Origin of the sequence: Pseudomonas sp. NFACC56-3 (assembly GCF_900100025.1) — a bacterium.
Lineage (GTDB): Bacteria > Pseudomonadota > Gammaproteobacteria > Pseudomonadales > Pseudomonadaceae > Aquipseudomonas > Aquipseudomonas fluorescens_AA.
Genome location: NZ_FMTK01000001.1, coordinates 314,146 through 338,349 on the forward strand (window position 1 = coordinate 314,146; position 24,204 = coordinate 338,349).

At 60.8% G+C, this 24,204-nt stretch carries 24 protein-coding genes, 1 tRNA gene and 2 pseudogenes; 15 read left to right on the top strand and 12 right to left on the bottom strand.

Going from position 1 to position 24,204, the window contains the following annotated elements:
• Window positions 1-47: 47 nt before the first annotated feature.
• Window positions 48-836: an SDR family NAD(P)-dependent oxidoreductase gene (locus BLO80_RS01255; RefSeq protein WP_092326235.1), complete on the bottom strand. Its 789-nt coding sequence runs from the start codon at window positions 834-836 to the stop codon at window positions 48-50.
• 156 nt (window positions 837-992) lie between these two features.
• Between BLO80_RS01255 and BLO80_RS01260 the strand changes: the two genes are divergently transcribed.
• Window positions 993-1,580: a TetR/AcrR family transcriptional regulator gene (locus BLO80_RS01260; protein ID WP_092326236.1), complete on the top strand. Its 588-nt coding sequence runs from the start codon at window positions 993-995 to the stop codon at window positions 1,578-1,580.
• 60 nt (window positions 1,581-1,640) lie between these two features.
• Here the strand turns inward: BLO80_RS01260 and BLO80_RS30450 are convergent, their stop codons facing one another.
• Window positions 1,641-1,829: a hypothetical protein gene (locus BLO80_RS30450; protein WP_175459434.1), complete on the bottom strand. Its 189-nt coding sequence runs from the start codon at window positions 1,827-1,829 to the stop codon at window positions 1,641-1,643.
• Between the two features lie 108 nt (window positions 1,830-1,937).
• Window positions 1,938-2,213 (bottom strand): fructose-bisphosphate aldolase, encoded by a 276-nt coding sequence (locus BLO80_RS01270; protein ID WP_092326238.1) that lies wholly within the window; start codon window positions 2,211-2,213, stop codon window positions 1,938-1,940.
• Window positions 2,214-2,980: 767 nt separating this feature from the next.
• On the opposite strand from BLO80_RS01270, the gene BLO80_RS01280 reads away from it, so the two are divergent.
• The 4 genes from BLO80_RS01280 to BLO80_RS01295 all read left to right on the top strand — a co-directional run bounded on the left by BLO80_RS01280 (window position 2,981) and on the right by BLO80_RS01295 (window position 6,462).
• Window positions 2,981-3,055, top strand: a tRNA-Lys gene (locus BLO80_RS01280).
• Between the two features lie 25 nt (window positions 3,056-3,080).
• A complete protein-coding gene (locus BLO80_RS01285; protein WP_092326239.1) occupies window positions 3,081-5,393 on the top strand; it encodes a hypothetical protein in 2,313 nt (770 codons plus the stop codon).
• 164 nt (window positions 5,394-5,557) lie between these two features.
• Window positions 5,558-5,971, top strand: a complete 414-nt coding sequence (locus tag BLO80_RS01290) for a GFA family protein (RefSeq protein WP_092326241.1) — start codon at window positions 5,558-5,560, stop codon at window positions 5,969-5,971.
• A gap of 29 nt (window positions 5,972-6,000) precedes the next feature.
• Window positions 6,001-6,462 carry an NUDIX hydrolase gene (locus BLO80_RS01295; protein ID WP_092326242.1) on the top strand — a complete coding sequence of 154 codons (462 nt, stop codon included), beginning with the start codon at window positions 6,001-6,003 and terminating at the stop codon, window positions 6,460-6,462.
• A gap of 44 nt (window positions 6,463-6,506) precedes the next feature.
• Here the strand turns inward: BLO80_RS01295 and BLO80_RS01300 are convergent, their stop codons facing one another.
• The 4 genes from BLO80_RS01300 to xylA all read right to left on the bottom strand — a co-directional run bounded on the left by BLO80_RS01300 (window position 6,507) and on the right by xylA (window position 11,907).
• Window positions 6,507-7,643, bottom strand: coding sequence for a sugar ABC transporter permease (locus tag BLO80_RS01300; protein WP_092326244.1), 1,137 nt, complete (start codon window positions 7,641-7,643; stop codon window positions 6,507-6,509).
• Window positions 7,644-9,200, bottom strand: a complete 1,557-nt coding sequence (xylG, locus tag BLO80_RS01305) for a D-xylose ABC transporter ATP-binding protein (protein ID WP_092326245.1) — start codon at window positions 9,198-9,200, stop codon at window positions 7,644-7,646.
• A gap of 183 nt (window positions 9,201-9,383) precedes the next feature.
• Entirely contained in the window at window positions 9,384-10,385 is a 1,002-nt protein-coding gene (gene xylF, locus BLO80_RS01310; protein ID WP_092165548.1) for a D-xylose ABC transporter substrate-binding protein, read from the bottom strand.
• A 205-nt stretch (window positions 10,386-10,590) separates the two neighbouring features.
• A complete protein-coding gene (gene xylA / locus BLO80_RS01315) occupies window positions 10,591-11,907 on the bottom strand; it encodes a xylose isomerase (RefSeq protein ID WP_092326247.1) in 1,317 nt (438 codons plus the stop codon).
• 155 nt (window positions 11,908-12,062) lie between these two features.
• On the opposite strand from xylA, the gene BLO80_RS01320 reads away from it, so the two are divergent.
• Both BLO80_RS01320 and BLO80_RS01325 read left to right on the top strand, forming a co-directional pair.
• Complete coding sequence (locus BLO80_RS01320) at window positions 12,063-13,301, top strand: XylR family transcriptional regulator (RefSeq protein WP_092326248.1); 1,239 nt, start codon at window positions 12,063-12,065, stop codon at window positions 13,299-13,301.
• Window positions 13,291-14,226 (top strand): hypothetical protein, encoded by a 936-nt coding sequence (locus BLO80_RS01325; RefSeq protein WP_092326250.1) that lies wholly within the window; start codon window positions 13,291-13,293, stop codon window positions 14,224-14,226. The genes BLO80_RS01320 and BLO80_RS01325 overlap by 11 nt, the downstream gene beginning before the upstream one ends.
• A gap of 30 nt (window positions 14,227-14,256) precedes the next feature.
• On the opposite strand, the gene BLO80_RS01330 is transcribed toward BLO80_RS01325, so the two are convergent.
• Window positions 14,257-14,496 (bottom strand): hypothetical protein, encoded by a 240-nt coding sequence (locus BLO80_RS01330; RefSeq protein ID WP_092326251.1) that lies wholly within the window; start codon window positions 14,494-14,496, stop codon window positions 14,257-14,259.
• 150 nt (window positions 14,497-14,646) lie between these two features.
• On the opposite strand from BLO80_RS01330, the gene BLO80_RS01335 reads away from it, so the two are divergent.
• Window positions 14,647-14,988: a YajG family lipoprotein gene (locus BLO80_RS01335; RefSeq protein WP_092204573.1), complete on the top strand. Its 342-nt coding sequence runs from the start codon at window positions 14,647-14,649 to the stop codon at window positions 14,986-14,988.
• 107 nt (window positions 14,989-15,095) lie between these two features.
• On the opposite strand, the pseudogene BLO80_RS01340 reads toward BLO80_RS01335, so the two are convergent.
• Window positions 15,096-15,695 (bottom strand): annotated as a pseudogene (locus BLO80_RS01340) (LysR substrate-binding domain-containing protein); the annotation flags it as partial.
• Here BLO80_RS01340 and BLO80_RS01345 point away from each other — a divergent pair.
• The 4 genes and pseudogenes from BLO80_RS01345 to BLO80_RS01360 form a co-directional block, all read left to right on the top strand.
• A pseudogene (locus BLO80_RS01345) lies at window positions 15,672-16,013 on the top strand (aldo/keto reductase); the annotation flags it as partial. The pseudogenes BLO80_RS01340 and BLO80_RS01345 overlap by 24 nt on opposite strands.
• Before the next feature lie 112 nt (window positions 16,014-16,125).
• Entirely contained in the window at window positions 16,126-16,920 is a 795-nt protein-coding gene (locus tag BLO80_RS01350; RefSeq protein ID WP_092326253.1) for a DeoR/GlpR family DNA-binding transcription regulator, read from the top strand.
• A 118-nt stretch (window positions 16,921-17,038) separates the two neighbouring features.
• Window positions 17,039-17,965 (top strand): Gfo/Idh/MocA family protein, encoded by a 927-nt coding sequence (locus BLO80_RS01355; RefSeq protein ID WP_092326254.1) that lies wholly within the window; start codon window positions 17,039-17,041, stop codon window positions 17,963-17,965.
• A gap of 15 nt (window positions 17,966-17,980) precedes the next feature.
• Window positions 17,981-18,676 (top strand): tRNA (adenine(22)-N(1))-methyltransferase, encoded by a 696-nt coding sequence (locus BLO80_RS01360; RefSeq protein ID WP_092326256.1) that lies wholly within the window; start codon window positions 17,981-17,983, stop codon window positions 18,674-18,676.
• A gap of 161 nt (window positions 18,677-18,837) precedes the next feature.
• Here the strand turns inward: BLO80_RS01360 and BLO80_RS01365 are convergent, their stop codons facing one another.
• Together BLO80_RS01365 and BLO80_RS01370 are read right to left on the bottom strand one after the other, a co-directional pair.
• Window positions 18,838-19,215, bottom strand: coding sequence for a hypothetical protein (locus BLO80_RS01365; RefSeq protein WP_092326258.1), 378 nt, complete (start codon window positions 19,213-19,215; stop codon window positions 18,838-18,840).
• Between the two features lie 23 nt (window positions 19,216-19,238).
• Entirely contained in the window at window positions 19,239-19,964 is a 726-nt protein-coding gene (locus BLO80_RS01370; RefSeq protein WP_256574057.1) for a CPBP family intramembrane glutamic endopeptidase, read from the bottom strand.
• 201 nt (window positions 19,965-20,165) lie between these two features.
• On the opposite strand from BLO80_RS01370, the gene BLO80_RS01375 reads away from it, so the two are divergent.
• Complete coding sequence (locus BLO80_RS01375; protein ID WP_092326695.1) at window positions 20,166-20,531, top strand: avidin-fold protein; 366 nt, start codon at window positions 20,166-20,168, stop codon at window positions 20,529-20,531.
• 340 nt (window positions 20,532-20,871) lie between these two features.
• Here the strand turns inward: BLO80_RS01375 and BLO80_RS01380 are convergent, their stop codons facing one another.
• The gene (locus BLO80_RS01380; RefSeq protein ID WP_092326261.1) at window positions 20,872-22,116 is read right to left on the bottom strand and encodes an acyl-CoA dehydrogenase family protein; all 1,245 of its coding nucleotides are present in this window, start codon (window positions 22,114-22,116) and stop codon (window positions 20,872-20,874) included.
• A 376-nt stretch (window positions 22,117-22,492) separates the two neighbouring features.
• Between BLO80_RS01380 and msuE the strand changes: the two genes are divergently transcribed.
• Window positions 22,493-23,056 (top strand): FMN reductase, encoded by a 564-nt coding sequence (msuE, locus tag BLO80_RS01385; RefSeq protein ID WP_092326263.1) that lies wholly within the window; start codon window positions 22,493-22,495, stop codon window positions 23,054-23,056.
• Between the two features lie 39 nt (window positions 23,057-23,095).
• Complete coding sequence (gene sfnG / locus BLO80_RS01390; protein WP_092326265.1) at window positions 23,096-24,193, top strand: dimethylsulfone monooxygenase SfnG; 1,098 nt, start codon at window positions 23,096-23,098, stop codon at window positions 24,191-24,193.
• Window positions 24,194-24,204: the final 11 nt, after the last annotated feature.

Below are 24,204 nucleotides of genomic sequence, written 5' to 3' on the forward strand. Positions count from 1 at the left end.
CAGGAATGCCAGCGCTGTCCTTCGCGCTGGCGCCCGCTGAGCGATGGTTACGCCAGGTCTTGATAGCGCTCGGCAACCTGGGACTGCTTGATTTGCCCGAGCAGGCCTTGGCGCGCCGCCTGCAAGGCATCCCAGCGTGCCTCTTCCTGCAGCGGCGGGATGGTCACTGGCTCGCGACGGTCAAAACCGACCAGCGCGGCGTCGACCAGGTCACCGACTTCCATGACTTCATTCAAGGTGTTGATATCGATGCCCGCGCGCTCCCAGATTTCGGTACGGGTCGCGGCCGGCAGGACGGCTTGCACGTAGACCCCTTTAGACGACAGTTCCAGGCTGAGTCCCTGGGAGAGGAACAACACGAACGCCTTGGTCGCGCCGTAGACCGACATGCCGAATTCCGGTGCCAGGCCGACCACGGAGCCGATGTTGATGATCGCACCGTCACCCGCTTTGACCAGTCGAGGGGCAATGGCGCTGGCCAATCGGACCAGCGCGGTGGTATTGAGCGACACGAGGTTCGCGACGCTGTCGGTCGACTGCTCGATGAAAGTGCCGGACTGGGCGGCGCCGGCGTTGTTGACCAGGATACCAATGCTGGCGTCGTCCCGCAGCCGGGCTTCGACTGTCGTCAGGTCGCTGATCTGGGTCAGGTCGGCCTGGAGAATGTCGATGGCAACATTGTGTTCGCTGCGCAGCTTGGCGGCCAGGGCTTGCAGGCGCGCATTGTCGCGGGCCACCAGGACGAGATTGTGGCCGCGTTGCGCAAAGCGCTGGGCGTAGGCTGCGCCGATGCCGGTGGAAGCGCCAGTGATGAGAACGGTTGTGCGAGTGTCCATGGGGGATTTCTCTTCTTCAAGGGGATGAGCCGCCGCCTGACGAGCACGGCTTTCCATTAGGATGATGATCGAAATCTAAACTGTCAACGAATTTGATTATGCTTGACATCTATGTATGATGTTAGGGTGATTTTCGAGCAGCACGAGGAGTGGAAAATGCGGGTGACCAAGGCCCAGGCCCAGGCAAACCGGGAGCACATCGTCGAGACGGCGTCTGTCTTGTTTCGCGAGCGAGGCTTTGACGGCGTGGGTGTGGCGGATCTGATGGCGGCCGCCGGGTTCACCCATGGCGGTTTCTACAAACATTTCGGCTCCAAGGCCGACCTGATGGCCGAAGCGGCCGCACGCAGCCTGGCGCAATCGCTGACCAGCAACGCGGGTCTCGATGTGCCGGGGTTCGTCAACCTTTACGTGTCCCGCAATCACCGTGACGCCCCGGGTGGCGGTTGCACCATGGCGGCTCTGTGCGGGGACGCTGCCCGTCAATCGCCCGAGCTGAAGGCGACTTTTTCCAGCGGCATCGAAGATATGCTGGCGGCGCTCGAGAGCCGGTACGAGACCGGGCAAGACGCGCCGCAGGCAGAGGTCAGGGCGAAAATGCTCGACATGTTGGCCCATGCCGTCGGAGCGATCATGTTGTCGCGGGCCTGCCCGGACGATTCCGCGCTGGCCGATGAAATCCTCGAGGTCTGCCGCGCCCGGATCATCGCATCACTGCCGCCATCGCCCGCGCAGCAGCCTTGACGGATACCGATTGGCCTTAGAGCGACGCCCTGACCCCCAGTGGGCAATCTTGCTGTGCAGCTACGCCGACATCGACGAGGCCAAGTTGCGCGAACACCTGGGGTACTGCTCGGCTTGCCACGCATCCCGTCCACCGCCGAAGACGCCCATGTCGACATGGTCGGAGTCATCGGTGCCTTGGTGGCTGAAGAGCGCCGACGTGAACGCGAAGGCGGCCCGCGCTTGCCGCTGCGTCCAGACCATGGGCATCAAATGCATTTCCCTGTGGGAGCGAGCTTGCTCGCGAAGCGGTATGTCAGCCTGCAAAGATATTGACTGTGCCGCCGCCATCGCGAGCAAGCTCGCTCCCACAATGGCTCAGCCTTCGAGCCCGCGCCGCTCGATCACGCCGAACACATCCGCCACATCCTGCACCAGGATCCGGGCGACATTGGTGATGGTGTTGATGTCGCGAGTTGCCGAGTCGCTCAGGCTGGTGCAGGCCACCAAGGTCAGGTAGTCGAGCGTGGTGTGCAGGCGTTCGCTGGCACAGGCATGGAGTTCGGGCAGTGGGGCGTGGGTGTCGATCAGCAGGACGGGGTGGGTGGTGGCGGTTTGGGTGAGAGGTGTGAAGCGTTGATCGCGTTGATTCATGGCAATAGTTACTCATTCTTCGTATCAAGAAAAAGCTACTTCGATCCGCTGCGAAACGAATGGGTGGTAGCTGCGCGTGGGTTCGCAGACCGAGGATACGAAGGAACCCGGCAGACCCGAAGATCTCCCACACACAGCCACCATAAAATGACGTCGAACGCCAAAGGCGCTCATTGTCACTTTTATGATGTTTGGTTGCTACCGTATCTGTCGGGCTGCGAAACCCAGCCACTGACCAAAGCCAGCGACGAGCTAACTATAGAAGTCGATCCCGGTACCCACAACCGGCCTGTAGGACGCCCCCGCCCCCCCGTGGCGAGGGAGCTTGCTCCCGCTCGGCTGCGCAGCAGTCGCAAAACCGGCGCCTGTGCAGTACCTGGTGAAAAGAGGCGCCTGGTTTGGGGCCGCTTCGCGCCCCAGCGGGAGCAAGCTCCCTCGCCACGGGGTGTGAATTCCTACGAGATTTTCGGACCGCCTCTTGCCGCTAGCACTGATGTGCGCGGATTTCTGTGGGAGCAAAGCTTGCTCGCGATGCAGGCGCCTCGTTTCCCCGGAATACCGCGTCATCTTCATCGCGGGCAAGCCTTGCTCCCACAGGAGGCTTGCGTATTCAGACCTCTTGTGACGAGGTGATTTAGCGAAACGTCGCCCCGCCCCGCCTGGCTGCGCAGCAGTCGTAAACCAGTTGGCATGAATTACCTGCTAACTCTGTCATCCAAAAGGGGTCTTCACATCTTCGCGATGCTGACCGACAATGCCCGTTCCGCTCCGGGGTAGTTCAGCGGTAGAACACCTGGCTCTTAACCGGGTGGGCGCTGGTTCGAATCCAGCCCCCGGACCCATTACATCGCAAGGTCATGAGGACGCATGCTCAGGGACGATACTGGTTCTGACGGAACACTTGGCATTGGCGTGGGCTATGCGATCTTCCAATTGTCCAAAGCATTCATCGCCCAAGGTGCTGATCCTGTGTCAGAAAACCACGCCAAAGCGGTTCAGCGGATTGCACGCTGGCAGCAGGTGTTGGCGCATGCAGTGCAGGGTTCTGCGCAGTACGGATCGCGGATGCCGCTGGCGGATATTCCCGTCTGGGTGACGCTGGAGGTTGCTACTGGTGGCTTTGCTACGGGCCACCTGCTGGCGGGTGGTGACCTGAACGAGCACGAGCGAGCGCTGACCGCATCGATCCCGGGTGTCCGCCCGGGCTTCGAGCGTCTGGATATCAATGCATGGTATCTGACGGATGAAGGGCTCGAAGTATTGTGGGGATATCTGGCGAAGGGCAATTACCGAGTCGATGTTCCAGAAGAGTCCGCCTTGCTGAGTGTGGCTTGGCTGTTGGGACAACAGCGAGTGGATGAGGCCTGGGCGCTCATAGAAACGATCACACCTTACTTCGACCGCCTGCGCTTTTTTCCAGCACCTTGTGAAAAGCTGCAATTTTCTGCGGCGCAGATACATGTCTTTGACGTCGGTGATATTCGGCAGCGTCTCTTGAAGTTGCGCGGTCAACCACGTGTGGCGATCCAGAAACAGGTTGTCGAAGTCTGCTTGCCCCTGTACGACACTGCCGTTTCCCACTTCCTTTTGACTTATCAGAATGAGTGGCCGTGCAGGGTTTATCCAGAGGGATGGCACGAGCAGGCTGCTTCGCTTTGTACTCGGTTCAATGCCGTTCGCGAAGCGGAAGGGCAAACGGTAGGGGCCTCCAAGCGACGCCTCTTGGAACTGTTTGCATTGCTTGAACAATGCTCTGGGGATTCGAGCTCGCTTACAGGCCGTCAAGTTGGTCGCATTCGTCAGATTGTTGATGATTTCGTGCGCAAGCATGGTCTGCCCGACTCCAACGCTCATCGTGAGTTCCGGTTAAAGCAGCGCGAGCAGGTAGCGGCGCCCGGCCATCACGTTATCGCCAAAGCCGTTGCTATGCGAATGGAGCAATATCCGGCCAGCGACGGCGTCTCGGATTTGACTCCTTTGCTTGAGCCGATCACCACTGAAGAGGCAAACGTATTTGCCCTGACGGACGGAGCCGATCTTCCGCAGGCGATTCGCCGGCGCGTAGAGCGCTGCCGTAGCGGTACGATTGCCGAGTTGATCGATCATGGCTTGATTACTTCGGGCGACACCGTCGCGCGAGTACTGCCAGCGATGACCGCTGAAATACGTAGCTCCGGATTTTCCGATCCCGCATTGGGTAATCTATACGCCGCTACTTATCGTGCCTTTCGCCAGCGCCGCTCATTGTTATTGCTCAATCTGCAAAGCCAGGTCAGGCTGGGCGAGTTGCCCTGGGTCGCGGCTATCGAAGGCTATCGCCAACGTGACCCCTTCGATGCGGATATTGCCCGGCAGGCACTTATCGAGTCGTCGGCATTGACGCTATCTGCCTTTCCCCAGGCGATTATTCCCAACAAGCTGCTTAAAGAACTGCGCGCTCTCGCCGAAACCGCCGGGCTGGATCTTCCATTCGTGGACGAAGTCGCTTCGGACATATTCATGGGGGAGTTCTCAAACAAGTTCATCGACGCCGCCAGGCGTGCGGCCAAGGCGCTGGCAGGTACCCTGTACGCCCGTTACTACGATATTGATACCGACAGGCTGGCGACGCTTCCCGATAGACCCAGATCGAGAGCGAGCCAACCCTTCTGGCGTCGCTCGTCAACAAGCAGCGACGCTTTGACAACCTTGTGCGCGCGGCGCGCAAACGCAGAACTTAATACTTGGCGTCCCGCAACCAACGGCACCATCATTGAACAGCAGCAGATATTGACTACGCAGAATCTCTCAATGCTGTTCTGCGAGCTTGATTTGAAAACACTGCTGTACCCGCGCTTGAGTTCACTCGTCCAGGCCTGTTTTGAATGGATCTGCAGGCGTCAGCAGATGCGAATAGAGCACTATCATGGGCGCTTGATCATGCTCAAGAACACCGCATACGCCTGGCGCCAGATGATTTTTTACTTGTCCATGCTCGACGAGTCCGAAAAAGGGCTTGCTATCGAGGGTATCGAAGCACATTACGCTCGGCAGCCAGATGCTTTCCGGGAGAAATTCCTACCTGTGATGATTGGGCTACGTATGGCGGCAGCGGGCCGTCGCCTGCCGCAACATGAACCTACCGCCGAAGGTGCGCGTGTTTTTCTGGGATGGACAACTGATTCGCATTGGCTGCGATAAAGAGTCCAGTAAAGGGCGGGTGAGTTAAAGCCCAGGAACATTTTCGACTCGATCAACGCCAGGGCTGGATTGAGGATCGCTGATCCGAAAGCGGTTGCTGGAATTGAAGGCAAGTCTTCAAGACGTCGACGTCGTTTCGATCAAGTTCAAACGGAGCGCCAAGGATGCATGAAGGTCACCACGGAAGCTGCCTGTGCGGTGTGATCCGATATGAAATTTCGGCTGAATTGAAGGCATTGACTCACTGTCATTGCAGGCGTTGCCAGAAAGCTCATGGTGCTGCGTTCGCGACCTATGCCAGCGTCCCGGCTGCATCATTGCGAGTCTCGGCAAATGGGAATGCACTCTGGCTGTATGAGTCCGAAACGGGCGTCAAACGGCAGTTCTGTGGAGCTTGCGGTTCAAGCTTGTTCTGGTCTGACCCTCACGGCGCGTATCCAGACTGGATATCGGTTGCCGTGGCCACTCTCGATACCGAGTTCAAACCCCACAAACAACAGCATAGCTACCGTGAAACCCGCTTTGATTGGCTCGTCTTGCCCGATTGCGTTGAGCCGACATGGCTTGAGAAGCCTTAGGCAACCAGGCCTTCTCTCAGGACAACATAATGATTCCAAGCAAAGCGTGTCCCATCATTCTTTCCCATTCTCATCAGCCGAGAATCATGCTGTTCCGTCACCCGTTGGCCGGTGTGCAAATTGTGAAGGGCACGATTGAGGTCGGTGAGTCTGCCCGGCAGGCCGCGCTGCGCGAGCTGAATGAGGAGGCTGGTATCGACTGCGCTGTAATCTCGGCAGACCTCGGATGCTGGGATGCTGAGCATCTTGCCCAAGTATGGTCATTCCATTTATGTGAGCCAAGGATCGCGCTCCCAGAGCAATGGACATACAACACGTGTGACGGCGGCGGCCTTTTCTTCGAATTCTTTTGGGCCGCTTTCGACGATTTACCTTATGACCAATGTCATCCGGTCTTTTGCCGAGCACTACGTTTTCTGACCGTTACCCTGGATACGTCTGGCTATTTGAGGCCCAATAAAGCGTTTGTCAGGCGTCCCGCCAACCTGTAGGCCGTATCGATGCGCCTACAACGTGGAGTGATTCATGGCCCCCCTCAACGCCGCCCCGTCCGCGTACTCACATCCACCCACACCGCCAGCACCAGAATGCTGCCTTTGACGATCATCTGCCAATAACTGTCGACATCAAGCATGGACATGCCATTGTCCAGGCTGGTGATGACCAACGCGCCGAGAAGGGCGCCATAGACCGTGCCGGAGCCGCCGCGCATGGAGGTGCCGCCGATGAAGCAGGCGGCGATGGCGTCGAGCTCGCCCATGTTGCCGGCCGAGGGGGAGCCGGCGGCCAGGCGTGCGGTGTTGACCACGCCGGCGAGGGCGCACATCACGCCCATGATGCCGAAGATCCACAGCTTCACCGCTTGCACGTTGATACCGGACAGGCGCGTGGCTTCCATGTTGCTGCCCACCGAGTAGACGCGTCGGCCGAACACGGTCTGGCTGGTGACGTAGCTGAACACCCCCAGCAGGATCAGCAGGAGCAGCACCGGTACCGGGATGCCGTCGTAGCTGTTGAGGGTATAGACGAACCCGGCCAGCACCGCGCCGATCACCACCACGCGCAACACGTCACGCACCAGGGAATGAGCCGCGAGGCCATGGAGGGCGCGGTTGCGCCGCTGTTTCCAAGTCAGGAACAGGGTCAGGGCGAACAGCAGGATGCCAAGCCCGGTCCCGACCGTGTGCGGCAAATAACCTTGGCCGACGTAGACCAGTTCCGGTGACACCGGGGCAATGGTGGTGCCGCCGGTCACCCCCAGCAGGACGCCGCGAAACGCGAGCATGCCGCCCAGCCCGACAATGAACGACGGAATGCGCAGGTAGGCGGTCATGTAGCCGTTGGCCAAGCCGATCACCAAACCGCACAGCGCCACCAGGCTCAAGTTCGCCAGCAGCGGGATGTGATAAACCACATCGAGGATCGCCGCCAGGCCCCCCAGCAGCCCAAGCAGCGAGCCCACCGACAGGTCGATCTCGCCGCTGATGATCACCAGCACCATGCCACAGGCGAGAATCCCGGTGATGGACATCTGCCGCAGCAGGTTGGAGAGGTTGCGCGGGGTCACGAACCCGCCGTCGGTCTGCCAACTGAAGAACAGCCAGATGATCGCCACGGCGATCACCAGGGCGAGCATTTTGTAGCGGGAAAACAGCTGTTTGACCTGATTCATCTAAGCGGACTTCCGATCATTATTGTTATGGCCGTCGGGATGGCTGAGTGCGGCGGCGAGCACTTGTTCCTGGGTGAGTTCGTGGTTGATGAAGTCGCCGCGCAACTGGCCATCGCCGATCACCAGGACGCGGTCGGAGACCCCAAGCACCTCGGCCAGCTCCGAGGAGACCATGATGATCGACACGCCTTCGGCCGCCAGGGCGCCCATCAGCTTGTAGATCTCATACTTGGCGCCGACGTCCACACCGCGGGTCGGTTCGTCGAGGATCAGCACGCGGGGCTTGGTCAGGAGCATTTTCGCCAACACGGCTTTTTGCTGGTTGCCGCCGGAGAGGCTGGTGATCGGCAGGAACGGGCTCGCGGTCTTGAGGTGCATGCGCGCGATTTCCTTGTCGATGCTGCCCAGTTCGGCTTCGGCGTCGATGCGGGTCAGTTTCGAGTAATTGTCCAGCACCGCCAGGGTGATGTTCTGGCCCACGCCCAGGTCCGGAATGATGCCTTGGCGCTTGCGGTCTTCGGGGACCATGCACAGACCGGCGCGGATCGACTTGAGGGGCGTGCGCGTGTCGATTTGCTGGCCGTTGAGCCAGACTTCACCCTCGTAGCGACCGGGGTAGGCGCCGAACAGCGCCGAGACCAGTTCCGTACGACCGGCGCCGACCAGTCCGGCGATGCCAAGGATTTCCCCGCGCTTGAGGACGAAGGAAATATCGTCGACCCGTTTGCGTTTGGGGTTGTCGACGTCGTAGCAGGTGACGTGGCGCGCCTCGAAAATCACCTCGCCGATGTCATGGGGTTCGGTGGGGTAGAGGTTGCTCATTTCCCGTCCGACCATCTGGGTGATGATCTTCGGGATGTCCATGTCGGTCATGGCGGTGGTGGCGATGTGTTTGCCGTCGCGGATCACCGAAATGGTGTCGCACACGGCGGCCACTTCGTCGAGTTTGTGGGAGATGTACACGCAGGCAACGCCCTTGGCCTTGAGGTCGCGGATGATGTCCAGCAGCACCTCGATTTCCGAGCGGGTCAGGGCCGAGGAGGGCTCGTCGAGGATCAGCAGCCGGGCTTGCTTGTTCAGTGCCTTGGCGATCTCCACCAACTGCTGGTAGCCACCGCCGTACTGGGAAACCGGCAGCGACACGTTCATGTCCGGGACCTTGAGTTCACGCATCAGGGCTTCGGCGCGGTGGATCATCGCCGGGTAGTTCATGCGCCCGCCGGGCAGGGTCAGCTCGTGGCCCATGAAGATGTTTTCCGCCACCGACAGGTCGGGGACGAGGGTCAGTTCCTGGTGAATGATGACGATCCCGGCGGCTTCGGTTTCGCTGATGGACTGCGCCTTGAGCGGCTGGCCGTCCCAAATGATCTCGCCTTCCCAGGTGCCGTGGGGATAGACCGCCGACAACACTTTCATCAGCGTGGATTTGCCCGCGCCGTTTTCACCGCACAGGCCGACGCATTCCCCGGGCCTGACCTTGATGTCGATGCCGTTCAGGGCTTTGACACCGCCAAAGGTTTTGACGATGCCGTTCATTTGCAGCAGGTAATCGGACATGGCGAAGGCTCGTGAAAAAGGGCTCACACAGAGGCAGGAACCCTGAAGTCAATCAGCCCCTGTGGGAGCGAGCTTGCTCGCGATAGCGGAGGTTCAGCTTGCACCCCTCTTGGATGGGCTGCCGCCATCGCGAGCAAGCTCGCTCCCACAGGGACTTTGCTTAACCCAGGACGTGCACCCAGGTCACTGCCCGGCGATCTGCGCCTTGGTATAGAACCCGTCTTTTTCCAGCAGGTCGATGTTGTCCTTGGTCAACGGCGTGGGGGTGAGCAGGATGGTGTCGACTTTCTTGCTGCCATTGTCGTATTGCGAGCTGAAGGCCGGTTTCTCGTTACGCGCCAGTTGCACCGAAAGCTTGGCGGCTTCGGAAGCGATCAGTTTCAGTGGCTTGTAGACGGTCATGGTCTGGGTGCCATCGATCACGCGCTTGACCGCCGCGAGGTCGGCATCCTGGCCCGAGATCGGCACCTTGCCGGCCATTTTCTGCGCGGCCAGGGCCTGGATGGCGCCGCCGGCGGTGGCGTCGTTGGAGGCGACGATGCCATCGATCTTGTTGTTGTTCCGGGTCAGGGCGTTTTCCACGATGCTCAAGGCTTCGGTGGGGTTCCATTCCTTCACCCACTGCTGGCCGACAATCTTGATGTCACCCTTGTCGATGGCCGGTTGCAGCACTTTCATCTGGCCTTCGCGCAGGACCTTGGCGTTGTTGTCCGTGGGCGCGCCACCGAGCAGGAAGTAATTGCCCTTGGGCGCGGCTTTGAGCACGCCACTGGCCTGCATCTCGCCGACCTTTTCGTTATCGAATGAAATGTAGGCGTCGATATCGGCATTGAGGATCAGTCGATCGTAGGACACGACCTTGATCCCGGCCTTCTTGGCTTCGGCGACGGCGTTGGTCAGCACGGTGGCGTTGAACGGCACGATGACGATTACATCGACGCCACGGGAGATCAGGTTTTCGATCTGCGAGATCTGCTTCTGCTCGTTGGCATCGGCGGACTGGACGAAGACCTTGGCGTCGAGTTTTTCCGCCGCCGCGACGAAATAGTCACGGTCCCGCGACCAGCGCTCCAGGCGCAGGTCATCGATGGAGAAACCGATTTTCGGATGGGCCGCATCGGCCATGACCGGAAGCGAGAGCAGGGCGAGGGCGCCGGCGAGCAGGGTACGTTTGAATGTTTTCATGTAGTGCGTCCTTTTATTGTTGTTTGAAAGACACTGCCTGACGATGAGCGTGATACCGGGTAGAACTGTAGAGCGTTGCGAGGCGCCGTGGGCACAGATTTGTCGCGAGAATGTAACGGCCTCTTTGGTGGGGCAGACAAATCAGTTTGTTCTTCCGGGGGGCTGCTTCGCAGCCCAGCGGGGATAAATCCCCTCGCCACATTTGTCAGGGGTAGATAAACCGATTGACCACGTTCTCGAGCATTTCCTGGCGACCGCTGACAGCCTGGGGATTCAGCTCGTTGTTAAAGGCGTGCTCGGCCAACGATTCCAGGCTGAAGTCGCCAGCCAGCACCGCCTTGCCAAACGGTTGCTGCCAGCCTGCGTAGCGCTGGTCCTTGAACTGTTGCAACTGATCGTTCTGTACCATGGCTGCCGCGCGCTCCAGGGCGAGGGCGAGGACGTCCATGGCGGCGACATGGCCGTGGAACAGGTCGATATCGTCCAGGCTCTGGCGCCGGACCTTGGAATCGAAGTTGAACCCGCCATTGCCGAAGCCGCCAGCCTTGAGGATTTCGTAGGTGGCCAGGGTCATTTCTTCGACGCTGTTGGGGAACTGGTCGGTGTCCCAGCCGTTTTGCGGGTCGCCGCGGTTGGCGTCGATGCTGCCGAAGATCCCCAGGGAGACGGCGGTGGCGATCTCATGGTGGAAGCTGTGCCCGGCGAGGGTGGCGTGGTTGGCTTCGATGTTGACCTTGATCTCGTTTTCCAGGCCGAACTGCTGCAGGAAGCCGAACACCGTGGCGCTGTCGTAATCGTACTGGTGCTTGGTCGGCTCCTGGGGCTTGGGTTCGATCAGCAGGTCGCCTTTGAAGCCGATCTTGTGCTTGTGCTCGACCACCATGCGCATGAACCGGCCCAGTTGCTCGCGCTCGTGTTTCAAATCGGTATTGAGCAGGGTTTCGTAGCCTTCGCGACCGCCCCACAATACGTAGTTGGAGCCTTTGAGGCGTTGGGTGGCGTTCATGGCGCTGAACACCTGGGCGGCGGCGCAGGCGAACACTTCCGGATCGGGGTTGCTGGCGGCGCCTGCGGCAAAGCGCGGGTTGCTGAAGCAGTTGGCGGTGCCCCACAGCAGCTTGATCCCGGTCTGCTCCTGATGGCGTTCCAGGTGGTCGATCATCTGGGCGAAGTGGTTGCGGTACTCCTTGAGCGAGTGACCTTCCGGGGCGACATCGGTGTCGTGGAAGCAGTAGTAGTCGATGCCCAGCTTGGAGAAGAACTCGAAGGCCGCTTCGGCCTTGCCGATGGCCACTTCCATCGGATCCCCGGCGTGCTGCCACGGGCGCTTGAACGTGCCGGAACCGAACACATCCGACCCCGGCCAGACGAAGGTATGCCAATAGCAGACCGCCATGCGCAGGTGTTCGCGCATGGGTTTGCCGAGCACCAGTCTGTTGGCGTCGTAGTGACGGAAGGCAAGCGGCGAATCGCTGGCGGGGCCCTCGTAGCGAATCTTGTCGACACCGGGGAAGTACGGCATGTGCGGGTTTCCTTTTTATTCTTGGCGGTGTCTCGATACTAACGCCGGCCCCGTGGCTGCTGATTATGAAAATCACCAACGGGCAGTTCGATTTTGAGTATTGAGATTCGTCGGCCGCGCGCCTAGTCTGTGTCCACCGGCACAGGGTTAAACCAATGAAAACCGTCCCGCCCGTTCACCGCATCGCGCTGTTGTTCAACGGCAGCAAGATCTACGACCGCGGCATCATCAGCGGTATCGGCAATTACTTGAGCAGCACGCGTGCGTCCTGGGACTTGTTTCTCGAGGAGGATTTTCTCTGCCGCTTGAAAGGCATCGAGCGCTGGCAGGGCGACGGGATCATTGCCGACTTCGACGACCCGCTGATCGGCGAGGCGCTGGCCGGGATCAAGCTGCCGGTGGTGGCGGTGGGCGGTTCCTATCAGGATGAACGCGCCTACCCGAAGGGCATCCCCTATGTCGCCACCGACAACGACGCGTTGATGAGGTTGGCCTACGAGCACCTGATCGAGGCCGGGCTGACCCGCTTCGCCTGTTTCAGCCTGCCTGAAGCACAAGCCAATCGCTGGGCCCAGGAACGGGAGAAAGCCTTTCGCCGGCTGGTGCAGCGCGACGGCCTGCCGGCCGAGGTCTATCGCGGCATGGGCACCAGCGCACCGCTCTGGGACAGCGCCGTCGAACAGCAGATCGCCTGGCTGCAAAGCCTGCCCAAGCCCATCGGCATCATCGCCGTCAGCGACGCCCGCGCCCGGCAACTGCTGCAAGCCTGCCTGACCGCCGGGATCGCCGTGCCGGAGCAAGTGGCGTTGATCGGCATCGACAACGACCCGCTGACCCGCAGCCTGACGCGGGTGCCGTTGAGCTCGGTGATCCAGGGCACCGAGACCATGGGCCGCACCGCCGCACGCCTGCTCCACCAAATGCTGCACGGCATGCCGTCCACGGGCACACAGATTCTGATTCCACCTGATGCGGTCAATGTGCAGGTGTCGAGCCTGCATCAACCGTTGGGCAACCCTTACGTCATGCAGGCACTGCTCTTCATCCGCCAATACGCCTGCCAGGGCATCAAGACGGCCCAAGTGGCGGCTTATGTAGGGATATCGCGCTCATCGCTGGAAGCGCATTTTCGCAAGGAGCGGGGCTGCAGCGTCCACGATGAAATCCTGCGCTTCAAACTGACCGCCGCTGCCAATGGGCTGGAAAACACCGACGCGCCGATTGCCGACATCGCCCAGAATTGCGGCTTCAAATCGGCGCAATACCTGCACACGGTGTTTCGCCGCGAATTCGGCTGCACGCCCCGGGAGTATCAGCAGGGAAAAGATCGCAGCCTTGCTCCGCTCGACAGCTCCTACCGCGCGCGCCAACCAGAGCCGATCCATGAGCGATGACACCTACACCCTGTACATGCGTTTCCAGACGCCCGATCCTGACATCGGCCCTCGGGAGCGGGCGCCGATGCTTGCTCAGGAGCAGGCCTGGGCGCGCGAGCGTGCGACTATGCATCGCTTCAGCTGGATCATGGTGCTGGTGCCGCCGTTGTGCCTGGGCCCGGTGTTGCCGGGCATCGCGTTTTTACTGGGGCTGTTGGTCTATCAGGGGTTATCCGCCCCAGGCGTCGATCTTGACCGGATCGTGGGGGATTCCCTTGGCTGGCTTGTGCTCGTCACCTTGCTGTTCATGGCTGCCTGGGTCCTGCATAACTACTTGCGCGATAAGCGCGACCCGACCAAGCGTTATTGGCAATCGATGCCCGATCAAGGGCTGGTCGAACTCGAACACCACACCCTCATCCGCGGCATCAGCCTGTGGTCCAACGACTATGATCCGGACTGCAACACCCTCATGCAATGGACCGACGGCAAGCTGAAATGCGTGCAGGACAGCGGCGTGTCGCAATGGATCCTGGCCCGGACCGCAGCGGGGCATTGGCTGGTGCTCAAGGAGCAATATCCGGGCAACTTCAGCTACGCACGGGTAGGGCAAATGCCTGCACCGGACAAGCTGCTGCAACCCCGGCAGCAACTGGCGATTGCTTTCGCCCCCGGTACGAACCTGCAGCTGGGCCGGCGTTTCGACGGTGCGCCGATGCCATTGGTGGATACGCCGTACTGGATGTCTGCCGATGAGCTCAAGCGTCTGGAGGAGGCCGCCCATCACTGGCATTTTTTACCGCCGAACCGCTATGGGGTGGTCAATGACCAGGACGCCACCTGGGTGCAACGGCTGGTGGACAGGGCCCAAGCCAGTGTCGGGCCGCAGCCGGCGATAGATCGCAGCCCAGCCCGGCGGGAGCAATCGCCCTCGCCACCCTGAATCGAACACACGTCCCGCACGTCCGGCCTGTCACTGAAGCCACGTGTCCACCACCCGCCGATCCAGCTCCTCCCAATCCGCCATGCCCAATACCCGAGTGGTATTCAATCCGCGCAGATAACCGCGCAGTTGATTGGCCGTGGCCCGCTTGAGCTCCTGGTCGGGTTCTGTGTTGCCCAACAGCACGCTTTCGTACTGGATCAAGTAGTCAGCCACCCGCTCACGGAAATCGGGCAATACCGCGTCGCGAATCAGATCAAACGTTCTCATGGATAGGCCTCATCAATCTTTCTCGGCTTGCAACTATTGCTAGGAGTAATAGTGACCATTACCAAATGCAAGTTCTGCTTTGCCGGCAATCATTGGAAAATCAGCGCCATCGAACACGCAGCCCCGTATTTATTTTCAGGACCCTGACCCATGCGCCGTTTATTTTTGCTGCCCCTGGCGTTTTCCCCCTTGTTGCTGGCCGGTTGTGCCTCGGCACCGAACGATCCGACCCTGACCTTGCAAACCAGCAAGACGCCGGCCCAATACGCCGAATGCGTCGTACCGAAATTGCAGGGCAACGCCTTGAACCCGGTGGTCTCGCAGACCCAGCGCAGTTACCGCATCGTGGTGCCGAGCAAAGTGTCGGCGGACAACGTGCTGGAAGCCTACAAGGCCGGCGACGGCGGCAAGGTATTCATCTACGAGCGGCACTTGCTGGCCTCCAACCTCCTGCCTTCGAGTTTCGAACGCGCCGCACAGGAATGCATCTGACCGGCCCGTAAACGCTTTTCCACCGTGCTCCTTTGGTTGGCCGCAACCAACCAATTTCCCTTGCCCCGCACCGTCCCCGGTCGCGGGGCTTTTTTTTGCCTGCCGGTTCACGTTAGCCAATCGTCCGCCCGGATGAACTCGATGAGCGCTTTCAGGGCCGGTGGCACATGGCGTCGGCTGGGGTAATAGAGAAAAAACCGGCTTGGCGGCGCTTTCCATTGCGCAAGCAGTTCCGGCCCATTGCGGAGGTCGTCGCGCGCCAGCTCCTCGTAGACGTAGGCAATCCCGGCGCCATCTTTCGCCGCCTGGATCATCAGCACATCGTCTTCAAGAATGAGCGGGCCGGTGACGGACAACCGGATCGGTTGTCCCTCTGCCTGATATTCCCAAGCGTAGAGTTTGCCGCTGGGAAAACGCCGGGCGATGCAGGCATGGTCGAGCAAGTCCCGTGGAGCCTGGGCGATTCCCTTCGTGGCCAGGTAGGTTGGCGCGGCTACGGTCACGAACGATTGCGGGGGGCCGACAGGGACGGCGACCATGTCGCCGGCCAGGCTTTCGCCAAAGCGCACGCCGGCGTCAAAGCCGCCGTTCACGATATCGGTCATGCCATCATCGGTGACCAGGTCCAGCTGAATGCGTGGATACCTGGCCACGAACGGCGCGAGCACCTTCGCAAATACCGCACGGGCCGCCGGACGCGCGAACGCATCGCCCAATTGCCCGACGACGACTGGCGCAAGGCACGAAGCGCGGATTTCCAGAAGCCTCGCTTGAGCGCGAACCTGGCGCTGGTCGAGGTCTTGGCGGGTATCGGCGAACGGCACGGGGTCAGTGCGGCGGCAGTCGCCATCGCCTGGGTGCTGCGCAAGCCGGTGGTAACCGGCGCCATTGTCGGAGCCCGTCGCCGCGGGCAGGTCGATGGGCTGATTGCCGGCGCTCAGCTGCGTCTCAGTGTCGGGGAGATCGAGGAAATTCGACCCTTCCTGCCATCAGGCATGGGCACGAATGTCCCAGGGAACGCTTGACCGTTTATCGTGCAGGCGCTCGCTGGAATGAGCGGGTTTGACGCTGCGCTGCATAACCGGCACTATCTGCTCGTTTATGATCATTAGTGCTCGTTTATGCAGGTTGTATGTCATGACTTCTCCCCACGAAGCGTTCCCCGGCGAACGCCAGCAATTGATCAGCCAGCGTCTCGCCCGGTATGGCCGGGTGATCGCGGCTGACCTGGCCAGCGAATTCAATGTGTCCGAACACTCGATCCGGCGTGACCTGGGGGTATTGGCAGCGGCGGGGTTATGCAAGCGTGTTTATGGCGGCGCGATACTTGTGCCGGCTGCCGAAGGGTCGCTGGATGTACGCGTGCGTAAGGACCCGGTACGCAAGGGCAGCCTCGGCCAAGCGGCCGCTGCATTGCTGCGCGCGGGCCAGCACGTGTTCATCGATGCCGGGTCGACCAACCTGGCGATTGCTGGCGCCATCGATCCGAGCCTTCAGTTGACCCTCTCCACCAATTCGCCGTTGATTGCGGTTCAACTGATGAAACTGCCCCGTGCCGAAGTCATTCTCCTGGGGGGGCGCTTGAATCCAATCGCCGGTGGTGTGATCGGGCTGACGGCAGTGGAGCAATTGCGCCAGTTCAGTTTTGACGTATGTTTTCTCGGTGCCTGCGCCATCGATCCAGACAATGGGGTCACGGCATTCGGTCTGGAGGACGCCGAGTTCAAGCGCGCAGTGGTGGCGGCGAGTGGGCAAGTGATTACCGCGGTGACCAATGAAAAGCTGTCCAGCGTTGCGCATTATCAGGTGGTTTCTTGTGAGGAGGTCGCCACCCTGGTGGTGGAGCACGATGCGCCACGTGAGCGGCTGGAGCCCTTCTACGGCCGGGTGACCAATGTCGTGACAGGTGTCCGTGAGCAGCGGCGTAGCTGATGCCTTTGCGGCGCAGGGCAGGGCAATCGGGTAGATACTGCGCAGCCCCCATTGTCCGCCAGGCGATTTGCGTCTAGTTTGCTGCCCCATCACAAGTACAAAAAATCAGGAGTCATCGATGCAACCGATTCGTCTCGGCCTGGTGGGCTACGGCAAGATTGCCCAGGATCAACACGTTCCAGCCATCCACGCCAACCCCGCGTTCCAACTGGTGGCGGTCGCCACGCAAGGACAGCCCTGCGCCGGGGTGGAGAACTTCCGATCCCTGGGCGAGCTGCTCGAAAACGGCCCGCACGTCGATGCGATTGCGTTTTGCACACCGCCGCAAGGTCGATTCGCCCTGGTGCAACAGGCGCTGGCGGCCGGTAAACACGTTCTGGTGGAAAAGCCACCGTGCGCCACGCTGGGTGAAGCCATGGCCTTGGTGGAGCAGGTTCGCGAGCAAGGCGTCAGCGGCCTGTTCGCCTGGCATTCCCGTTACGCCCCGGGCATCGCTGCGGCCCGTGACTGGCTGGCCAGTCGCACCTTGCACAGCGTGCAGATCGATTGGAAAGAAGACGTGCGCAAGTGGCACCCTGGCCAGGCGTGGATCTGGCAACCCGGCGGCCTGGGGGTCTTCGATCCCGGCATCAACGCGTTGTCGATTGCGACTCATCTGTTGGCATTGCCGTTGTTCGTGCAGGCCGCCGAGTTGCGCGTGCCGGACAACTGCCAGTCGCCGATTGCCGCCAGCATCAAGATGGCTGACGCACGCCACCTCGACATTCGGGCGGAGTTCGATTTCGACCATGGCCATGACGAGCTCTGGAGCATCGAGATTCGCTGTGCCGAAGGCGTTCTGCGTCTGGACAACGGCGGTGCGCTGTTGAGCATCGACGGCGTGCGCCAGGCCGTCTCCGAGGAGGGCGAGTACGCGGCGGTGTATCGACATTTTCAGCAACTGATCAACGACAAGGCCAGCGACATGGACCTGCAGCCACTGCGGTTGGTCGCGGACAGCTTCTTTGTCGGCAGTCGGACGGCGGTCGAGCCGTTCTACGATTAACCCAGGGAACTGCAGTTGAACGAACAGACATTGTCCATGCGCCTGGAGCGTGTGGCGGCGCATATGCCAGCGGGTGCGCACCTGGCCGATATCGGCTCGGATCACGCTTATCTGCCGGTGGCCTTGTTGCGCCGTGGCGTCATTGCGGCAGCGGTGGCCGGCGAGGTGGCGTTGACACCGTTGCGTGCCGCCGAACGCACCGTGGGCGAGAATGGCCTGGAGCAACGGATCAGTGTGCGCCTGGCCAATGGCCTGGCGGCCATCGAGCCGGAAGACGGGATCACGGCGATCAGCGTCTGCGGCATGGGCGGCGAGACGATCCGTGACATTCTGGACAGCGGCAAAGCACGGCTGAGCGGGCACGAGCGGCTGATTCTGCAACCCAACGGCGGCGAACAACCGCTGCGCCAATGGCTGATGGAAAACGACTACCGCATCCTTTGCGAGGAAGTGCTGCGGGAAAACCGCTTCTACTACGAGATCATCGTCGCCGAGCGCGCCGGGCCAGTGACGTACACCGCCGAGGAGCTGTACTTCGGCCCGCTGCAGATGCAAGCGCGAACCCCGACCTTCCTGGCCAAGTGGCAACGCCTGCTGCGCCAGAAACAAAAGACCCTCGCCAGCTTCGCCAAGGCACGGCAAGCGGTGCCCGAAGAGAAGCTGCAGGACATTGCCCGGCAGGTCCGGTGGATCAGTGCGCTGCTGGCTTGAGTTGCATCGACGTTGGATGTGCGGACGTCATCGCGAGCAAGCTCGCTCCCACAGGGATCTTCAGTGCGCCACAGATCCAGTGTGTGGGAGCGAGCTTGCTCGCGATGAGGCCATCAGCGACTTCACTGATGCGAGAAATGCCACCTTCTCCGGCTGCCCGACTAGCGATCCATCAGGGGGTAGTGCTTGATACGACATGCATACGAGTTACCGTCGCCTTTACAGACACCGTCCAGGTAGCGGTAGTCCACCCGTACCGACTGCCCTTTGCCGGGCCATTGTCGGCGGGGGAGCGTGGCTTGGTAGTCCGGGGTTTCTGGCGTAAAGGTGAGCGACGAGCCTTGCGGCGGACACTCCACCGAGGAGGACCTCGGCCGGACTTTCACGACCTGCGCCTGAAGCTGCGGATAAGGGCGTTTCAGGACCTCGACGATACGCAGCTCCATCTGGCAGATCTGCCACGTCGAGGCCTGGACCGGCTCGCATAGGAGGGGGAGCGTCAAGGCAAGCAGTGCGAGGCATGCTGCGTGAATGTTCATGGCCGCTGGCCTGGACTGCTGGTTCAACCGTAAAGCCCCATCAGTGAGAAAGACTGGTCGGCGCTCAATGCGACAATCTCGGTCAGCGAATGCAGGAGCACCGGCACCAGCAGGCCACCGCTGACCACCCTGGCGACGGCGAACACGCCTCCACAGGCGAAGATCAGCACGATCGTCATCCAGTTCCCGTACTGGATGTGCATACCGGCGAAGACGGCCGATGTCACGATGATCGCGATCCATGTCCAGGCACGGCTGTTCTCGTAGGGAAACAGCCGGAGCATGTAATGGCGGAAGAACAGTTCTTCGGCGATGGGCGGCAGCACGATCAGCGAGGCAATCTTGATCGTGGCCTGCCAACGGTTGAGCCCGTCCAGAAGCTCGGCCATGAACACCTCACGTGGCAACTCGAACACGAAGACGGCGGCCCCGAAAAGCAGGTAGGTCCCGACAATGCCGATCGCCCCCCACCGCAAGGGTTTGCCAATGGTATGGCCGCGCCACTGCACGCGTGAATCGGCGCGGTATTGCAAGGCGAAGAGAGCGAAGAGAACGAGCGCGGTGATCCCCGAGGTGGTCGTGAACATCAGATAGGCCTGCATGTCCGCGGGGACGAAAAGGACCTCGGGCATCGCGGCCAGGAAGACGGCCACAGTGGCCAGCACCAACATCCCGAGCCGGGGAAAGAAGCGGTAGGGCGATAAAGTGGAGGCGGGTGCAAACTCAGGGGCGGCACTTAGATTCGTCACAGTCACTCCATGAGTGCAAGGAAAAAAGGCATGATGCCAGTGTTTTGATCGTCTGGGATGAGTTCCTCTCGGCTTTGTGGAGAGGTAGGCAGTTAGCCCTGTCACTCGGTACTTACTCGGAGGGCTTTGCCAGTGGCGACAAAAATGATTCAGGTCATCGACGGCCGCAATGGAATATCTCGACTAAAGGACGCGACATTTATGGAAACTCCCTTTTCTGCAATCAGCGAGCGTTTGCACAATCGCCGGTTTTCGGTGGCGGACAACGTCCAAGGACTCTCAGGCGCAGGCACGGTATTTCATTACCATGTCGAGGACGGTGCCATTTCGAGCACTTACCAAGGCGGCCGGATTCGCCTGGGCAATCAAGTCGGACGTGTAACGGGCCCCGATACCATTGAGCTTCTCTTCCAATGCTTGACTACGGACGGTGAGATTCTTTCCGGCTGGTCTCGTGGGGTGGTGAGTGTTGATCAAGCGGGACGTACGATGTTGAGTTTCGTGTGGGGTTGGTTGTCGGGTGCGACTGGAGGTGGAGAATCCCACTACGTCGAACTTGTGGCGTAAGGAACAGGCATCCATGCAACTGCACCACCGCCATCGCGAGCAAGCTCGCTCCCACACTCGATCTCCAGTGGACACGAAATTCATGTTCAACCCAGATTCACTGTGGGAGCGGGCTTGCTCGCGAAGGCGGCGTCACAGTCAATGAAGATGTTGAATGTGCTGGCCTCTTCGCGAGCAAGCCCGCTCCCACAGAAGGATTCCGGATTCACGCGGATATTGTGTCCGCTGAAGATCCAATGTGGGCGAGCTTGCTCGCGATGAGGCCCGCCAGCTCAACATCCCTGTAGCTGAACCACCGCTATCGCGAACAAGCCACGCGGTCTGGCCAAGAGCTACCTGCTCAAAGCTGCTTCGAGCCCCCGCCAATCTGCCAGACATACGGCGGTTCCGTACCGTTGATTTCCCAATCACCGATGATGCGCTCCTTGTAGATCAACGGATTATGCGAGGCAGCGGTGCGGGCATTGCGCCAGTGACGGTCGAGGGCCTTGCTGGTGCTGGTGGCCGAAGCACCGAGGGCATTGAACAGGTCGCTGGTGGCGCGCAACACCAGGTCGGAAATCACCACCTGGGCCTGGGCCGACTCCAGTTCGGCGGTGATGTTGGCGGTGTGCTCGATTTCGGCGTCCTGGCTGAAGCGACTTTCGTAAGCGCGTTGGGAGGCGCTCGCGGCGCGCAGGGTGGTGGCTTCGGCGGCATAGACCTGGGCCGATGCCCTGCCGACCACTTGTTGCACTTGCACGTCCTGGCTCACTTCGCTGGCATTGCCGGTGCTGAAGACCCGTGTGCGTTTGCGCACTTGCTCGGTGATGTCATGAACCGCAGCGCGGCCGGCGCCGGTCAGCACGGCCAGCAACACCAGTTGATAAAACGCGGTCTGGTATTTGAAGCGGGTAGAGAAGTCGATGAGGTTTTGCGCCTCGACCAACGCATTCTCGAACAGCGACGTCCCGCTGCCGGTGGTGCGTTGGCCGAAGCCGTCCCAATCATCGCTTTGCTTGACGCCCGGCTGGTGCACGCGGACGGCGGCAATCACGTCGGCGCCGTTGTCGTCGCGCTGGGCATACACGTCGATCCAGTCGGCGAAGATACTGCCGGTGCTGTAGTACTTGGTGCCGTTGACGACCCACTGATCACCCTGGCGGGAAACCCGGGTGCCGACTTCACCGATTTTCACCGCGCCGACTTCCGTCCAGGCATTGCCCACCAACTCACCCTCGACAAAGCGCTTGAACCAGATGTCCTGTGGGCTACTGGCGTGGGCGTTGAGGCGGTCTTCGACGAATGCGAAGTGCCCGCGCAGGGCCTGGGGCAGGTTGGAATCGGCTTCAGCCAGTTCGATCAGTAATTGCAAGAGCTGCGGCAACGAAGCCCCGGCGCCGCCATATTCGACCGGTACGCGGACGGCGCCAAAGCCGGCTTCCTTCAGCCACTTTACCTGTTCAAAAGGCAGGCTGCGCGTCTGCTCACGCTCCAGGGCGCCGGCCTGGATGCGTGCAAAGATCGGCCGGAAGCGTTCGGCCAGGGGTTCATAGTCGGTGCCCGTGGAAAGGATCGGCGGCAGGTGGTGTTGCTGTGCGGTCATGTTGATATTCCTTCTGGGTGGCGAGTCGGCGGGCAGGGGAAAAATCTGCCGGTGCCAAAGGCCATTGCACAGTCCATGCCCGAGCTCCAACGCCCGTAAATGCGGGGCTTATACGGCGTTCCTCGGCGCAGGGCTGTCCTGGCCACGGACAATCTGTTGCGCAACTGTCTGCCGGGAAACAGTTGCCACGACGGGTATCGACAGGCCAGGTGTTGGCCAGGCAACAGCGGACCAACAGCTTGCCCGTCGGGCGACAGTGCAGTGATTGGGTTGTCGATATAATTATTTGATTAATAAGGAAATATTTAACTGGCACGGTTGCTGCTCTACACCTTGTGCAGACGCTGAGGTGGCGTCTCCAGGCATGGGGTAAGCGATGAGCAAGCAATTCAAAGTGGTGGCGGTGTCAGGCAGCGTGCAGCACCCGTCACGCACCCTGGCACTGCTCCAGGCGTTGGTGGACCGGCTCGGGCAGCAGTTGCCGATCGAGGTGCGCTTGATCGAATTGGCCAAGGTCGGTCCACAGTTCGCCGGGGTGTTGCGTCGCGAGGCGTTGCCGGCTGCCGTGCAAGAGGATCTGCACGCCATTGAATCGGCCGATCTGTTGATCGCCGCCAGCCCGGTGTACCGAGCCTCGTACACCGGCCTGTTCAAGCACCTGTTCGATTTCGTTCATCACGAAGCCCTCAAGAACGTACCGGTGCTGTTGGCCGCGACAGGTGGCTCGGATCGCCATGCCTTGATGATCGATCACCAGTTGCGGCCCCTGTTCGGCTTCTTCCAGGCCCTCAGCCTGCCAGTGGGGGTCTATGCCAGCGAAACCGATTTCAGCCAATACCGGATCTCCAGTGCACAGGTGCTGGAGCGTATCGAGCGCGCCGTCGAGTCGGCGTTGCTGAGCCTGGTCCCGGGCGCCCGGCGTGACGCCAGTGCTGCCTGATCCTTTTTTCCTTTCACAACGAGCCGTGGAGTACATGCAATGAGCCAGGACACGATCAAATTTGCCTACTGGGTGCCCAACGTCAGTGGCGGTCTGGTGGTCAGCAAAATCGAACAACGCACCGACTGGGGCATCGACTACAACCGCAAGCTGGCCCAGATCGCTGAAGCGGCCGGCTTCGACTACGCCCTGTCCCAAGTGCGCTTTACCGCCGGCTATGGGGCTGAATACCAGCACGAGTCCGTTGCGTTCAGTCATGCCTTGCTGGCCGCCACCACGCGCCTGAAAGTCATCGCCGCAGTGTTGCCGGGGCCGTGGACGCCGTCGGTGTTGGCCAAGCAGATCGCAACCATCGACCACCTGACCGGCGGCCGCGTGGCGGTCAACATCGTGTCGGGCTGGTTCAAGGGCGAGTTCACGGCCATTGGCGAGCCGTGGCTGGAGCACGATGAGCGCTATCGCCGTTCCGAAGAGTTCATCACCGCGCTCAAGGGCATCTGGACCACCGACAACTTCACCTTGCGCGGTGATTTCTATCGCTTCCACGACTACACCCTCAAGCCAAAACCACTGCAGCAGCACCCGGAGATCTTCCAGGGCGGCAGCTCACGCGCGGCTCGGGACATGGCCGCCCGGGTATCGGACTGGTACTTCACCAACGGCAATACCGTGGAAGGCGTCAAGGCGCAGATCGATGACCTCCAGGCGAAAGCCGCGGCCAACAACCACAAGGTCAAGGTCGGCGTTAACGCCTTTGTCATTGCCCGCGACACCGAAGAAGAGGCGCGTGCCGTCCTCGCCCAGATCATCGACCAGGCCGATCCCGAGGCCGTCAATGCCTTTGGCGATGCGGCGAAGCAGGCCGGCAAGTCCAGCCCGGAAGGCGAGGGCAACTGGGCCAAGTCCAGCTTCGAGGACCTGGTGCAATACAACGATGGCTTCAAGACCAACCTGATCGGCACGCCGCAGCAGATCGCCGAACGCATCGTCGAGCTCAAGGCCGTGGGTGTGGATCTGGTGCTCGCCGGTTTCCTGCACTTCCAGGAAGAAGTCGAGTATTTCGGTCGTAAGGTCCTGCCGCTGGTGCGTGAGCTGGAGCAACGCAAAGTGGCAGCCAAAACGGCGGCGGTCGCTTAGGCGCGGGAGGC